Genomic DNA, 16,385 nt, shown 5'->3' with positions numbered 1-16,385 from the left:
CGATACAAGGAGTTTTTCCCTCGATCACTGCCTACAGCTTTTCTTTGAGAATGACCTCGGCATCGATAAAATGCTCGAAAGGACGACCTGCCTGTTTCCCTTCCACATGATAGGTTCCCTGAACAAGAGCATGATGCCCTCGTTGTATCGTGGGAAGGGTGAAGCTGACGACCTTAATCGTTGGCCTGGTACTGCTCGGGTTCGGCGATTCCTCTTCCAGAACGAGCATCACATATTCGCTGCCTCGGCGACCCTGCTGAACCTCGATCGATTGCACCCGGCCGGTCACCACAATCCGGTGACCATCATATTGGCTCGGCTCTGTCTTGAGGTCGTTCAGGGTCACCAGCATGGGAAGCTCCTTGGCAGTCGGCTGGGCCACCAGAAGGGATATGGGGGAAAAGGAGAGAAACAGGCTAGCCAAAAAGATCGGGATATATCGTCTTTTTGCTATCCCCATGAAATAACATCGACATGTTTGACGCATCGGGCGATCCTTTTCAAATAAAATAGTTTTTGATATAATCCCGCCCATCGCGGGACATGAACGCTATATCAACTATTATACAATATTTCCTGGGAGGATTTAATGCAAAAATCGAACCTCTTCCTAAGACTTCTCTTAGCATGGCTCGTCTGCTTTAGCATAAATGCATTTTACCTGATGACCGGGGCAGCCGAAGCCGCGGAAGAAGACCGTGTCATCCATGTGGATACGAAAGAGGGGCAGGAAGAAAACCGGAAAATTTTGGTAGAACTTTTCTTAGCGCGGGAACGGAAGAGTGATATTGATAAGATTAAACAAGAGTTGGAGGCGCTCTCCATCAGTCGAATCCGGCCCCAGTTTTTCCGATTGGGAAACCCGCCGGAGAACATCGCCATTGGAAAGAACATCCCGGCGCCGGTCGCCCGTGTCGCGATGCGATTGGCAATCACCTACAACCGGGGGATCAAGTACCTTCTTCCGGAGTTCCGCTATTTCCCTGACCACATCGTCATCGGCTCATCCGCTTTCGACGAAAGCTCGCAGATCCCGGTCGCCCCGGAAGATGTGGAGAAACTCTTGAATCCGGAACTCAGCACGGAGGAATTTCACAATCTCTACCGTCATCTGACGGGTGAGGACGTTCAACTTCCGAAATATACCGATTAATACTGCTGAAGCTCGACCGCCGGCGGAACAAGATGATGCGGCTGGAGGGCCGTGTCCATCCGAAACTGCGTCTGAAGATCATGAATAGGGATATCGACCTCCGCAGCATCGAATGCAAAGTTTAATTCCGATTTCCCATTCGGTTCGATCTTGATCCGGCCCGCCCGGATCTTCACATGCGGGTGCCAGGCGATGACATCGTACTCTCCTGGCGGAAGATCTGGAATCGTAAAACGTCCATCCTGCCCGGTCACCGCAAAATAGGGATTTCCCACCGCCAGCCCCCACGACTGCATAAAATCATGCACACCGCATTGCGTTCGAAAAAGGTAGTGGCCGTTGCGAAGCTTTACCGTCTTTGATGCGATCGTCTCAGGAGTCAGCGGTTTGTTGAACATCGCGAAGGTGTATTCGTCCTTCAACGTGTAGCCCTGAACGTCGTGCGCGATCGGGTCTTTGTTCACCATTCGGAACGGATGGCCGTTGCGAACCGGGGTCACCCAAGGGGCGATTCGGCAGTCTTCGATCGTGACTTCCGGAGTATAGTTGAAGGGCTTCCCCCGCTGCACGCCGACCACCGCAACCACCGTATTTTTGAGACCTCCATCCGGAGCGACTTCGAATTCCTTCAGCAGCCGGTTTCCTTTTCCGTCGGAAATCCTCCCGCAGAAATCGATGTTCGGCGAGAAGATCAGATGAAAGATCCGCGCGGGAGGGGGCGTTCCATTCAGGACGACCTTTCCTTCCAGAACACCTCCGTCGGTGACCGGTCCTTCCTCATATCCCCATCCGGCCGACGCACCGATCAAGGACCAGAAGGCCAACAAACTGATGATCCTTCCCATTCTCGTCACTCTCCGAAGTGAGACCTTCAACAACATGATGAGCCCTCATATGTATGATGAATCGATTCTGCTAATCGATGATAATTCGATCGTCCTTCGGACCGAGCATGTGATCATGCGGCGTGGCCGGACTGATTCGACGCTGGTGCTGGGTTTCGTAAAGCGCCCGCTCGACCGTCGTGGCGTCGAACTCAAAATTAATTTCGACTTTTCCATTTGCGGGAACGGTAATTTCCTTCTCGATAATATCGAAGTGGGGATGCCATGCGGTAATTTGATACGTTCCCGGAGGAAGTTGATCGATGTTGAATAAACCGTCTTTTTTGGTCTTGGTGTAGTAGGGGTTATCTACTACGAAACCCCAGCTCTGCATGAACTCGTGCATCCCGCAGATCATCTGAGAGATCCGCTTTCCGGGGGCGAAATGGAGAACCCCGCCGCGCGGCTCGGTCGAAACGGGAAGAGGGGTGTTGAGAATAATATTTCCTTTCTCGTTTTGAAAAACCTGGATGTTGTGAATGATCGGATCTTTATTGATCATCGAGATCGGTTTGTGGTTCACCAGAACGGTTACGTTCGGATGCTCATGGTGGAGTTTCCCCTCCTTCACCGAATATTGCTCCTCGTCGGGAACCTCGGCCGGATGAAACATGCAGTCGACCGCGACGAAATCGGCCTCGATCTTCTGAAAAGGCTTCCCCTTCTTTACCTCTTTCACCGCCACCACGGCGTCTCCCAGCGCGCCTCCTTTGCCGACGATGAACTCCTTGAGCCGGACATTCCCTTCACCATCCGAGATTTTTTTACAGAAGGGTCCGAACGGATAAAGGACCAAGGGGAAAATACGCGGTTCCGGAACGGGACCTTTCAATACAATCTTCCCGCTGACGGTTCCCCCGTTCTTCACCTCCATCTCTTTATATCCGAATGCATTGGGACGATCGAAGAAACCGATCATTCCACCAATCATTCCAATGATCACCAATCCAACGCGAAAACACATTGACATCTTCACGGCATTTCTCCTCTGAAAAATAGCAAAACGGGGCAGGGGTAGTGAGACCCCCCTGCCCCGTTTTGTAAAGAACAATGCTTTGGTTACTTATGCAGCATCGACACCGGACCGGGTCCCTTTTCTCTCAATTCCGAGACCGTTTCCGGCGCCTCTTCTACCGGCGCCTCGGCGGTCTTTCCGCCCGGCGCCGCAGCGCCGTTCAACGGAAGGATTCTCCGATCGCCCTTTGGAAGCGCTCTCAGATAGCCCCACTGTCCGGCCGCCGCATACGGCATCCGATGGTTCTGCCAGACATAGTCGCCGGGAAGAGCGAACGGACCGCCCGCCCCTTCCTTGAGATAGACGTCGAGGTACTCGCCGCCCCCGAATTGAAGGCTACTGAGCATATCGGCCCCCTCCATGTTCGGTTTGAAGGGCCACTCATGTCCTTCGATGCTGAAGATCTGGTTCTGCTCGCTGAATGCCCCGAATACATGGATCCGAACCGGATCGCCTGCATGCGCCATGACCGTCGGTGTTTCCGGAGCGGTCTCGTCTGCCACACAGGGGGTGAACATGTTGCCCGGCTCACACCCGTTCTCTTCCCGATACATCCACGGCTCGGCACGGTAGTTCACGCCGGTCAATCCGCCGATCTGCTGGATATAGGGCATGAACGACGTTCCGATAATGTTGTCCTCGTCCTGGAAGAAGAGGGCGACATCGCGATAGTCGGAGCGGCCGTTGCTTTCAGGAAGCGAGCGATCGAGGATTACATCGGCCGCCCAGGCGTTTTTCATCGAGACATCCTCGCCGTTCATCGGGTCGCGGTACTTCGCTCCCTTCGGACCGACAATGATGGCACCAAAGAGACCGTCCCGAACGTTGTTGATGAAATTCCCCCAGTCCCATACCAGCGAAGCAAACTCGCCATACTGAGGATGCGCGTAGAAGGTGTAGGTCTTGCTCTTGCCGGGGGCGACGGTCTGATCGCCCGGGTTGTTGCCGACGTTCACCCCTTGAGAATCTCTGGGGTCGAACGAGAGCATGTCGGAACTAAACGACGCCTTGCTCCCCTTCATTTCGTTCTTCAGGTTGACCTTGATACAGTCGCCTGAATTCACCCGCAGAACGAGCGGCATCGGCTGGAAATCGCCGTCGGCCACTTTGCGCTTCTCCCCTTCGAGCATGAAGATCTTCCCCTTGGGGTTGGCGATCAACAGCTTGCGGTCGAAGTCGACTTCAATGGAATCGCCCGCCTTGGTATTGAATTTCAAAGCCCGGTCGGCCGCGATGACGTTAAAGGTCTTCACCGGCGCGTCCGACGGACAAAGCGATTTGGCCGACTGAGGAATCTCCCCCGTTCCGGGGAGTTTCTGAAGGTCTTTCACCTCTTTGTCCAACACCCGGATGATCCCCCAGCTCCCTTCAGAGAGATGAGAGGCCCGGCCGTTGTAGTGAAGATAATCGCCCGCCATCTGCTGAGGGCCGCCCGCCTTAAAGACCAGATCGTAACGCTCGGCGATCCCGACATGGTGCGCATTTCTAAAGTCGGAATGCTCCGCGAACCGCTCCGTCCGGAAGGCATGTCCCGCCACCTTCCAGGTATGCGTCTCGTTCATCAGCGTATGAAGGAGCCGAACCGTAATGGTGTCTCCCAGATACGCCCGCAGGAGCGGGGTGCTCGGATCTTGATGCGTCTTGCTCGAGAAGATCAAGGTTGGATCGGGATTCATTTTCAATCGACGCGCCACCGATTCAGAGCGGAAGTTGAACCCCCCTCCGGTGGTGTGGGTCCCCCCATTCAGCATCGGCACCGCGACCAGATCCAGATCATACGGCATCTGGAAGGAGAGGGTCTGCCCCGCATCGATCGCGACCTGAATGCTCTGACCGGGCGGGTTCCCTTCAACAACCACCTGGGCGGTGTAGGGAACGGTGTCATGCGGCATCACGACGAGCTCTCTAAAGCTGCCGTTGACTCCGTAGCCGATCGGCTCGGTGGAACGAATATCGGCCACCGGACCGCTCCGGATCTCTTTTCCGGTCACCGGATCGTGATAGGTTGAGCCGGGCGGCTCGACGATCATGGCGCCGACCCCGCCGTGCGGCCAAGTCGTGGCCCCGAAGGCATGGTCGTGCCAGAAGACCGTCCCGCTGTCGGCATCAACCCAATAGCGGTACCGCACCCACTCGACCGAGGCAATTTCACCTTTTTTGTGCGCATGCGTCAGCGGCTCGGTAAAGGTAACGGTATCTCCTTTGATATCTTTGATCCAGCGGATTTCCGAGGTATTCACCTCATCCATCCCGATCATCAAATCGGTCCCCACATGAAAGGGGGTCGCCCCTTCTCCCATCTTGATTTTGATGGATTTGGCGCCTGCCTTCACATCTTCCGTGATCACCGCATTCATCGGCGCAGGAAGCCCTTTTTGCTTCTTCTTCCCCATTTGCGTAAAGGGGCGGACAGACTGATCATAAGACATTCCGGTGATCACGCCGTCCGATGCCTGGTTGTCGAACTGGATGAAGTGGATGTGGATGTTGATCTTCGACATCTGGAAATTGGTGGTGTCGTTATCCTCCCACTCGCTCTTCAAGATCACATCGACGCAATCGTAAACACTGGCCCGATAGACCAATGGGATCGTCTTATCACTCGCCGGGTTCGCCCGGATCTCCTTTTCATCCTCATGGAGGACATACAGGAGGCCTTTCGGATCAACGACCGGCTTTTGCTTGCCGAGCCCCTTGGTCAACTGAATCGGAGTTTCGATGAAATGGATCGTGTACTGTTTGCGGCCCGCGTTCTCGGGACAGAGGCTCCAACGGCCCTGCTCTCCCGGCCTGGGCGGCTGTGTCGTCTCCATCCCGGCCACATTTTTCCCGCCCGGATCGGAGGGGAGTGAACCATTCTCTTTATCCATATGGATCGGCTCCAACCAGGGGGCCGGTCCATGATGACGGGCAAACGGCACCCGTTTTCCGAAGTGCGGCTTGAAGTGCGGCCAAGCGAGCTTCCCGGTCGCCGCATCGAAGAGGATCGGCGGACGCTTGCCGGGCATCGGAGATTTATATTTCGGCCAATCGAACTTGCCGGTTACTTCCGGCTCACCCATCGCCTTATTTCCTTCCCAAACCCAATCCCAGACGGTGGCGTCATAGGCCATGATCTGCCCCTTCTCGTCCGAGGTGTGTCCCGGCTGGCCGGCGGGCGGGAGCATCATCGTGACCCAGTCCTTGATTGAGACATCGGGAATCGGCTTGCTCCAATCCGATTTATTGGAAGTAACATTCCATTTCTTGTCGTACCAGTCCATCGTCTTGCCGACGAGCTTGTCGGAAGTGACCGCCGGTTTGATCCGGCCTTTCCGATCTGGAAGCTCTTGCAGCGGCGGCATGATATCGGTGCTTGCAAAGGGATAGTTGCCCGACTGCAGCGTGTTATAGACCCGCCAGTATCCCCACATCCCGGCGACATAGTGATGGGCCACATGGCAGTGGAAGAGGAAATCCCCCGCCAGCTGCTGACAGAGGCCGGAGCCGCACTCGGTCTGAAGATCGAGCACTTCAGACGGGCCGATCACCTGAACATCGACCCGGTCGGAGGTGGTACGGATCTCGGGAAATTTCACCGGGCCGTTCTCAGCCGCCGTCAAAAGAAATTCACCCTTGCCGTCGGCCTTCGGCTGACGCAGCCAGCGGATGGTGCCGCCGTGCGGATGATGCGAGTGGAACACTTCGCCGCCGCCGTGGACCAGGCGGAATTTGGCCGGATCCCCGAGATAAGATCGTGGAATGGTCGTCGGGGCATCGGCAAAGGTGTAGGAGCTGTATCCAAGCGACTCGTCTTCAAAATGGAAATATTTCTCTTGAAGCGCCAGGTTGTTGACGCCGAACGGCTCGCTGCGGTAGTTCATCGCGCGGGCGGAAGGACGATAGGCGTCGGTGTTCGGATCGCGCTGCGGGATCATCTCTCCCTGCCGGTTCAAAGGCCGGAACGATTCGTCCCCGATCTCATGGTAAATCAGAACGAACTCCCGGAAATCTTTCGAGGTCGGCCGCACCTTCTTGTCGGTGACGATCATCATCTGCCAGCCGCTCTTGCTCTCTTTTCCGGTGATCGGATCGAGGTATTTCGACCCCATCGGCTCGACGATGAAGGTTCCGATCATGCCGAGGCTCGACTGCTCGCGCCCTACGTGGCTGTGGAAGGTATGCGCCCCTTCCTGCTCGTCGGGACGGATATACCACTCGAACGTCTGGCTCTCTTCCGGCTTTACCGTCGATTCGGGGTTGGCGATGGTCGCCGCTTTTCCACTCGCCCTCACGATCGTGCTGGAGCCGTGGATGTGCATGCTGACATCTTCGCCGTCCAGCTTGTTCCGCAGCGTAAAGACGATGCAATCCCCCTGATTTCCGCGGATATTCAGCGGCTGAATCATATCGGTCTGAAGACCGGTCGTGACGGCACCCGGATCGTAACCCGCTTTCTCGCGGGCCTCCGCATTCTTCTTCTCTTCTTCACGGACCTTCGCTTCATTTTCCGTGAGGACGTACATGTAGCCGGGGTGAAAATCGAGCCACTGATTCAGCGTGATCTCCACATTGATCGCCGAGATGTCATACTCCTTCACCGGCGCGTTCTTCGGACAACGACCGCCCGAGGTGACGCTTTCGCTCACTCCGGTCGGGCCGAGGAAGAAGCTCTGATCCATCTGCTGCATCATCGCCATGCCGCTGAAGGGACCGGTCTCCCCGCCGTGATTGGAATGCCCCCCCGCTCCCTTGGAGATTTCATTCATCAATTTGTTCATTGCCGCGTCGACGCGATCTGCATGGCCGGCGCGCCCTTCGGCCTGATCTTCCCGAACGAGCTGGGCTTTGAATTTCTCTTCCCAATTGGTCGATGCCGCCTGAGATTCCGGAGCATGGGAATGGTCATGGTCGGCCCCGCCGGCAAAACCCCCTTCCCTTCCCGACAGAACCAACAAGAGAGCGAAGAATATTGTGAAGACGTTCCGCCTTGCAGTATTCATGGTGTCTCTCCTTCTACCTTTGTTATTTTTGTAAATCGGACTGGTTGCAAGAAATGGATTGCTCTGAAAAGATCTTGTCCTTCGATGTGTGGTAATCATCAACACTTAGATTTGGATGTCGTGGCTGGTAGTGACAATAATCGGCCAAAATGTGTCGTGAATCTAGCATGCACGTTATGACGTGTCAAGCATTTTTTACTTCTGTCTACTTTTTTTACACTTGAAATCAGCCAAAAAGATAGATCTTCCTGGGAGGTGTCAATCAAAGGAATGAACTGATTCTGAAGAGATGAAAGGAACCGAAACCGTAGAACAGGAAGAAGAAAGGGGTCCTCTTTAAAAATGTTGTTGCGGCGGCTCCCCGCGCAGGGCGTAGAGATCTCCTTCGTGCGAACCGACATAGATCGTGCCGTCTTTTGCGATGGCGGGGATCGAAGAGGCGGCATGTCCGGGGCGAAACTGCCAGACCCGTTTCCCCTCCGGGCTGAATCCGTAGAGGAACCCGTCATTCGATCCGATGTAGATCTTTCCATCCGGACCGATTCCGGGGGTGGAATTGATGATGCTTTTAACCTGAACCTGCCATTTCAGCGTTCCGTTCGGCTCAAGGGCATAGAGCGGGCCATCGGACGATCCGACGTAAACGACGCCGTCCGGACCGACCGTAGGGGCCGCCGAAATCGGCTGTGCCGTTCGATATCGCCATAACGCTTTTCCGTCTTTGGAGATGTGATAAACAGAGCCGTCCGTCGATCCGGCATAAATCGTCCCATCCAGTCCGAGGGCCGGTGAAGCGATGCGGCTCTCCGCTCTAAAGCGCCATTTTAGCGCCCCATCCGGTTGTAAGGCATAGAGGAATCCCCCCTCCGAACCGAGATAAATGACGCCGTCATCCCCTACGACCGGATCGGATTGAACGGAGCCGCCGATCTCATACCGCCACTTTAATTGTCCGCGAAGATCAACCGCATAAAAATAACCGTCTTCCGATCCGAAGTAGACCGTTCCGTCTCCCCCCAGGGTCGGAGAGGATTGAACCTCCCTTCCCGTTTTGTAACGCCATTTCAATTCGCCTTTGGAGGTCACCGCGTAGAGATGGTAATCGGTTGATCCGACATAAATGGTCCCATCCGCGGCGATGACCGGAGTCGATCTCATAAAATTGACATGCTTCAGAGGCCCGATCTTTTGTTTCCAGCGCAATTTTCCGCTGGCATCGATCGCATGAAGATACGTATCCGCAGAACTGATATAGATCGACTCATCCGATCCGATCGCCGGGCGGGAGTAGATCGTGTTTCCGGTCGTGTAGATCCATTTTACCGGACCGGCGCTTTTGGCGGCATAGCCGAGGCCGATACTGCCGGGAAGCGGGGAAAAAAGAGGAGATAACATTCCGAGAACCAGGCTGACGAAGAAGAGCGTCGCGAAGATCGACCTGCATTTTCCCCATTGGGAACGACGCCAACGCTTTTCTCCGCTTATCTGAAAAAGGCGCTCTTTGCTCACCATGAATTCTCTCCAACGATATTGATAAAGACCAAGAAACGCTCCGGCGCAAAAACAAGTAGAGGGACTCGAAAGTCCCTCTACCTGTCTTGCATTTTATTTCAGAGAATGCTTACTCAGCCTTCCCTTCTACGGAGATCGGCCGAGCGCTTCCCTCCTGTCCCGCGAATCGGAAGCCGGGATCGGTCGGCGATAAGGCAAGGATCTTTTTGTCCCCCTTCGGAAGCACTTTGAGGAAGCCCCATTGTCCCGCATCGATGTAGGCGGCCCGGTGATTCATATAGACGTAATCACCCGCCAGCTGATGCGGTCCGCCGGCGCCCCCTCGAAGATCGACACGGAGATAGGAGCTTCCGCCGAATTCGAAGGAGCTGTGCAGATGCGCCCCTTTGAAAACATCGGCGGGCCATTCATGACCATCCAGGGCGAAGACTCCGACCTGCTCGCTGAATCCGCCGAAGACATGGATGAGAACCGGATCCCCGGCATGGGCCTGCAGAACCGGCGTGATCGGACCGCTCTTACTCTCGGCGACGCATTGGAAAATCATTCCGACGTCGCAGGTCCCGTTGTCCAGATACCAGTCCTTCGGCTCCGCACGGTAGTTGACGCCGGTCAGTCCGGCGACCTTCTGGGCATACGGCATGAAGCTGGTTCCCATGAGCTGGTCTTCGTCCTGGAACATCAGCGAGAACTCCCGGTAGTTTTTCTTGTTCTCGTTCCCCGGAATGCTCCGGTCGACGACCACATCGGCCTGCCAGGAATTCTTCAGGGTGATATCCTCTCCGGTTATCGGGTCACGATACTTCGACCCTCTCGGCCCGATGATCACGGCGCCGTAGAGACCGTTTCGAGGATTGTCGATGACGTTCCCCCAGTCCTGAATCATGGCGGCGTTTTCGCCATATTCGGGGTGGGCGTAGTAGGTGTACGTTCGGCTCTTGCCGGGGGCCACCGTCTGATCGCCGGGGTTGTTTCCGACGTTCGCCCCGGTGGAGTCTTTCGGATCGAAAGCGAGCCCGTCGATATGCAGCCCCGCCCGCTCTTTGGCCATCCGGTTGGTCAGCTTGATCTTGATGCAATCCCCGACGTTGACCCGAACGGTCAGCGGCATCGGCTTGAGATTCCCGCTCTTGACCTTGGTCACCTCGTCATCAAGGACATAAGCCTTTCCTTGTTCGTTGGCGGTGTTCACTCGCCGGCCGAGATCGACTTCCATGACTTCCGGCATGCCGGGATTAAAGCGCATGGCGTAGTCGATGGCAGAGACGTTGAAGTTCTTCACCGGCGCATCCGCGGGGCAAAGCTCCTTTGCCGGGGCGGGGATCTCTTCCCGCGACGGCAACGGCTGGAGGCTCTTGTCCGGCTTATCCAATACCCGGATCAGTCCCCACGATCCGCCGGAGAAGTGAGAGGCCCGCCCGGAATAGTAGAGGTAGTCCCCCGCCATCCGTTGCGGTCCGCCGGCGGCCGGAATCACCATATCGAGCCGCTCCGCGATGGCGATGTGGAATGTGGTGCGCGGCAGCGAACCGGGATTGAAGCGCTCCATCGGGAAATAGTGGCCGCTGACATGCCAGGTGTGGGCCTCATTCGCCGCTCCCTGAATGACGCGGAAGACGATCGGGTCCCCGAGATAGGCCTTCATCATCGGAGTCGCCGGATCGCCATGGACCTTGCTGGAGAAGAGCTGAGAAGGATCGGGGTTGTTGGCCAGCCGCACCGAAAGGGGCTCCACCCGCAACCCAAAACCACCGCCGGTGGTCGCCTCGCCTCCATTGAGGAAGGTCATCGCCGACTTGTTCAGCCGTTCCGGATACTTCGCAGACGGCGTTCCATCCACGGAAGGACGTCCCGCCATCGGATTGTCGGCCGTGATCAACTCGGCCGTTCTCGGGTTGGAATCCATGATCTGCATCACCACTTCCCGGAAGCTACCCGAGACCTGATGAGAAACCGGATCGGTGGTGCGAATGTCCGCCACAATCCCGCTCCGGATCTCTTTTCCGGTCACCGGATCGTGATAGGTCGACCCGGCCGGCTCGACGATCGTCGATCCGAAGAGCCCATGGCCCCAGCCGTCGAGGCCGAAGACATGATCGTGCCAGAAGACCAGGCCGAGATCGACGTCGGGATACCACCGATAACGAACGAACTCGGGGCTGGCGATCGAGCCCTTTTTATGATTTCCCTTGAGAGGCTCGGTCAGGATAACCGTGGTTCCTTTGATCTCTTTGATTTTGACCGCCTCGAACTCGCCGACGCCGTCGAGAGAAAGTCCGATGGTGATTCCCGGGTGGAACATCGGGGTATCGAACTTGATGTCATGCACGTCGATTTTGCGAACGGCGGAAGCGATTTCAATCGAGGTATCGCCTGCTTTCGCCGCTTTGGTCAACGTGGTGTTCTGAGGAACCGGCAGTCCGTAATTCGGCTTCGACTTGTCTTCCGGCTTCAAGATGGTGAAAGGCCGAACCGACTGTTCATAGTTGAAGCCGATGATCACCCCGTCCGACGCGGTGATGTCGAACTGGAAGAAATGAGGATGGATGTTCGTCTTATTGGAATGAACGGTCCGGTCGTCATCCTTCATTTTGCTCTTGTAGATGACGTCGACACAATCGTACACATTGGCGCGAATCGCCAGCGGCACTTTTTTGTCGTCATTTTTGCGGACCTCCGCTTCTTCCTCTTCCAACACGAAGAGCAAACCGTCGGGGTCGACGATCGCCGGCGTTTTCTTCGTCGCCGGCTTCAGCGTGATCGGAAGGGTGATCCCGTTGATGGTGTAGTATTTCCGAGGCGCTCTTCCGGGACAGAGGCTCCACGGCCCCTGCTCTCCGGGAGTGGCCGGTTCTGTTTCACCCGCCATCCGGCGGATCGGCTCGAAGAACGGCGCCGGGTTGTGTTCGGGCGAAAAAGGGACCCGTTTCCCCATATGCGGCCTTAAATAGGGAATCGAGAGTTTCCCGGTGAGCGGATCGAACCGAAGCGCGAACCGCTTCCCCGGCGTGGGACTCTTATAGTTCACCCACACCTGCTTCGTCTCCGGTTCCGACAGGGCGACATTTCCGTCCCAGACCCAATCGAGCACCGTCGCATCCATGGAGACGACCTGCTTGTGCTCGTCGTCGGTCCCCCCCGGTTTTCCTTGGGCGGGAAGCATCATGTCGACCCACTCTTTGATCGACACTTCGGGCGGATTCGCCTTCCAGTTGCTCTTGTCGGCGGTGATCTTGAATTTCTGCCCGCCGAACCAATCGACCGTCTTTCCGATGAGTTTGGAGGAATCGACCGCCGGTTTCATTTTTCCCTTCCGATCTGGAAGCTCGGCCAGCGGCGGCATGATGTCGTCTTGAGAGCCGGCCACCTGAAGGGTGTTGTAGACGCGCCAGAAGCCCCACATTCCGGTGACATAGTGCTGCGGAATATGACAGTGGAAGGTGTAATCGCCCGCGCCGTAGGCGCAGCCGCCGGAGCCGCATTCGATCACCTGATCGTACGATTCGGCGGCGCCGATCGCTTGCACGTCGAGCCGCTCGGAACTGGTCCGGACCGGCGGGAATTTGACCGGGCCGGTCCCGCCGGCGGTCGCCGCGAAATTAAACTCCCCTGCAGTGACGGCGCCGGGCGAGCGGGGCCATCGGTCGCTGCCGCCGTGGAGATGATGGGAATGAATGACTTCCGATCCTCCCATCATCCGATATTTGGTCGGATCGCCCAGATAAGAACGAGGCACCGTGGTGGCGGGGTCGCCGAAGGTGTAGGAGCCGTACCCCATCGACTCATCGTGGACGTGGTGCGCCTTGTCCTGCATCGCCAGCCGCGTTCCGTGCGGCTCGCTCCGGAGATTCAGTCCCCGCCCGCCGGGCCGATAGGTGTCGGTGAAGGAGTCGCGCTGAGCCAGCATCTGTCCGTTGCGGTCCAGGATCCGGAAAACCTCGTCCCCGATCTCATGATAGAAGATGGCGAACTCGCGGAAGTCGGGACCGTTCGGGTCTTCGATCATCGCCATCCAGCCGCTTTTCATCTCTTTGCCGGTCCAGGGATTCAGATAACGCGAACCCCGCGGCTCGACCACCAGGGCGCCGAACATCCCGAGCGACCATTGATCGCGGGTCGCGTGGCTATGGAAGTGATGCGACGAGTCGGGCTGATCGCCGGGGATATACCATTCAAAATCTTGCGTATTGCCCGGCGCGACCATCGAATCCTTGTTCGCCATGGTGGCCGCCTCACCGGTCGCCTTCACAATCATGCTGGAGCCGTGGATGTGGAGGCTGACCGGCTCATCGTTCTCAGTCTGGTTGCGCAGCGTGATCCGGACACAGTCGCCGGCGTTGGCGCGGATGACCAGCGGCTGAATCAGATCGCCCTGAAGCCCGACGGAAACGGCCGCATCGGGAAACGGATCTTTGCTCTCGCGGGCCGCTTTGTTTTTGGCCTCTTCCGCGCGGACCTTTTCCAGGTCCTCGGTCAAAACATAGAGGTAGCCGGGATAAAAATCCATAAAGCGGCTGATCGTGATCTCCGCGTTGATCGCGGAGATGTCGAAGGTTTTCACCGGGACATTGCTCGGGCAGCGCCCCCCCGGGGTGACCGCTTCTTCATTCGCGATCTGGAGGGGAATCCCCTGCGACATCGTGTGGGCCTGCGAGGCGTTCGTGAATCCGCCGAGATTTCCGCCGGCCCGGGTGATTTCGTGATCGAGCTTCTCGGTCAGTTTGTTCAACATCTGCGCGCCGGCGTCCTGGCGGACGGCCCCGGCGGGAACCGGGCTGCCTTGACCCCGCTCCGGCATTCTCATTTCCTGCATGTCATGATCGTGTTGATGTGTTCCTTCCGCGTTTAATACTCCGCTCTGGAACAAAAACAACGCCAAAAATGCAAAAAATCCCCCCCAGAAGCTTCCTTCTGACTTCTTCATTCCGCTTCTCCTCATCATTCTCTTATCTAATGTTCTTCCTGAAATGATCGTATCCGATGACAGGTGATGATGTGGTTCTCATTTCCTCGATTGAGCGCTCAGCGATATCCCCTCGCCAGAGATACGCTTGAAAGCGTCTCAACCATCGGTTCTAAACTGAGGTTGGTGATCCTCACTCCGTGAATAAAAGTATTGACACTTTCCATTTCACGGCAAGCGACAATGGCGGTTCGCTACAGAGCAAGAGCGATGCCAAAAAATTGACGCAGAAGAAAACCGAAAAAGACTGGGATTTTTTATGAAAACGCGGAATGAGACCGGGATTGGATCGCAGCCGGTGTGTCAATATTTTAGACAGTTGACTAGAAATTTATTCACTCGCTCGGCGGAAACAGGACGAGCAGACCGGTTGAAAATTCGCCGCCGATTTAAAATAATCTGATTGGAAACAGACGGATCGCAGTGATTAAAACTTAGGTTAAACGCTTTGAGAAAGACAAGAGGGTTAGAGGCGGGTTCCGATCCGATATTGCTTGATCTTGTTATAAAGACTGGCGCGGGAGATACCTAAAAAGCGGGCGGAGAGCGATTTATTACCGTTATGTTTTTCGAGGGCATACATGATCTGCTCCCGCTCGACCTTTGCAAGCGCCTCTTCCATGCTCGAAGAGTGGGCGGCAAAGGGGGATGTCCCCGATAAATCGGCCCCCTCTCCGATCATGAATGCTTCGGGAAGGATTTCGGAATCGAGGGAGACGAGGATGCCGCGCTCGATGACATTCTCCAGCTCCCGCACATTCCCGTGCCAAGGAAATTTCGTCAACACCGCAATCGCTTCCTTCGATAGGCGCAGGGGCGATCTTCCGTCGGCGACGGAATATTTCTCGATGAAATGCCGGGCCAGCAAGGGGATGTCTTCGGGCCGCTCCCGTAAGGGGGGGATCACCATCGGCATCACCGCCAGCCGGTAGTAGAGATCTTCTCGAAAGCTCTTTTTGGCGATCGCCTCCTTCAGCGGCTTGTTCGTGGCGGCCACCACCCGCACGTTCACCTTGATGCTCCGCGTTCCTCCCACCGGCCGCGCCTCTCCTTCTTGCAGCACCCGAAGGAGCTTCGACTGAAAGACCAGGCTGGCGTCGCCGATCTCGTCGAGGAAGAGAGTCCCCCCTTGGGCTTCCTCGAAGAGCCCTTTTTTATTCTGGATCGCGCCGGTGAAAGCCCCTTTGACATGGCCGAAGAGCTCGCTCTCCAGCAACGTCTCGGGAAGGGCGCCGCAGTCGATGGCGATGAAGGGGGCATGGCGTCTTAGGCTCTTCTCGTGGATCGCTTTGGCGACCAGCTCTTTGCCGGTGCCGCTCTCGCCGTAGAGGAGGATCGTGGCATTGCTCGGGGCGACCCTTTGAATCGTCTCAAAAAGGGCCTTCATCTTCCGGCTCCCCCCGATCATCCCGCAAAAAGAGGGGGGGGCCTCCGCTCGATCTATGGCGGAGGGGGCTTCCTCGATCGGGACATCCCGAACGACCTCGATGACCCGGGCCACCTTTCCGTCTCGATCAAAAATGGGATAGGCGCGGAGCCGCTCTTCAAGCGCGGTCCCCTCTTCCGTCTCTTCTATCGGATGCCCCTTCGAGCGGCCTCTCTCTTCGACCCGCGTCCGGACGCCGTTTCCATCACGAGGGACCGCACACTGTTCGGCGGAGATCGGGGGGGCGGCGGAGCCGCTCTCACCGACGGAACACCCTTCCCTTTCCGAAGGAACAGGAGCGCACTTTTCTTGATGATTCGACTCGGTCACGAGCCTCCACTCTTTGCTGATGCCAAGAAGTTTGATTATCTTATTGAAACGGTCCATCGGTGTCAAGATTTATTCGCCTGACGGCGCTTATTGGAATCGTAATGTAGGGGCGAGGGACCG

At 56.5% G+C, this 16,385-nt stretch carries 8 protein-coding genes; 1 reads left to right on the top strand and 7 read right to left on the bottom strand.

Annotated elements, in window-relative coordinates:
• Positions 1–31: 31 nt before the first annotated feature.
• The gene (locus MNODULE_RS04695) at positions 32–352 is read right to left on the bottom strand and encodes a hypothetical protein (RefSeq protein ID WP_168058302.1); all 321 of its coding nucleotides are present in this window, start codon (positions 350–352) and stop codon (positions 32–34) included.
• Positions 353–589: 237 nt separating this feature from the next.
• On the opposite strand from MNODULE_RS04695, the gene MNODULE_RS04690 reads away from it, so the two are divergent.
• Positions 590–1,153: a hypothetical protein gene (locus MNODULE_RS04690; protein ID WP_168058301.1), complete on the top strand. Its 564-nt coding sequence runs from the start codon at positions 590–592 to the stop codon at positions 1,151–1,153.
• On the opposite strand, the gene MNODULE_RS04685 is transcribed toward MNODULE_RS04690, so the two are convergent.
• The 6 genes from MNODULE_RS04685 to MNODULE_RS04660 form a co-directional block, all read right to left on the bottom strand.
• Entirely contained in the window at positions 1,150–1,998 is an 849-nt protein-coding gene (locus MNODULE_RS04685) for a carboxypeptidase-like regulatory domain-containing protein (RefSeq protein ID WP_168058300.1), read from the bottom strand. The genes MNODULE_RS04690 and MNODULE_RS04685 overlap by 4 nt on opposite strands.
• Positions 1,999–2,068: 70 nt before the next feature.
• A complete protein-coding gene (locus MNODULE_RS04680) occupies positions 2,069–3,007 on the bottom strand; it encodes a carboxypeptidase-like regulatory domain-containing protein (protein ID WP_238339334.1) in 939 nt (312 codons plus the stop codon).
• 89 nt (positions 3,008–3,096) lie between these two features.
• On the bottom strand, positions 3,097–8,034 hold the full coding sequence (locus MNODULE_RS04675; protein ID WP_168058298.1) for a multicopper oxidase domain-containing protein: 4,938 nt from the start codon (positions 8,032–8,034) through the stop codon (positions 3,097–3,099).
• 336 nt (positions 8,035–8,370) lie between these two features.
• A complete protein-coding gene (locus MNODULE_RS04670; protein WP_168058297.1) occupies positions 8,371–9,546 on the bottom strand; it encodes an outer membrane protein assembly factor BamB family protein in 1,176 nt (391 codons plus the stop codon).
• 109 nt (positions 9,547–9,655) lie between these two features.
• Complete coding sequence (locus MNODULE_RS04665) at positions 9,656–14,470, bottom strand: multicopper oxidase domain-containing protein (protein WP_168058296.1); 4,815 nt, start codon at positions 14,468–14,470, stop codon at positions 9,656–9,658.
• Positions 14,471–14,975: 505 nt separating this feature from the next.
• Positions 14,976–16,265 (bottom strand): sigma-54 interaction domain-containing protein, encoded by a 1,290-nt coding sequence (locus tag MNODULE_RS04660; protein WP_168058295.1) that lies wholly within the window; start codon positions 16,263–16,265, stop codon positions 14,976–14,978.
• Positions 16,266–16,385 lie beyond the last annotated feature (120 nt).

The organism is Candidatus Manganitrophus noduliformans (assembly GCF_012184425.1).
In the GTDB taxonomy this organism is placed as follows: Bacteria; Nitrospirota; Nitrospiria; order SBBL01; family Manganitrophaceae; genus Manganitrophus; species Manganitrophus noduliformans.
The sequence above is the reverse complement of the archived record's forward strand: the minus strand, read 5'-3'. Positions and strand labels throughout refer to the sequence as shown.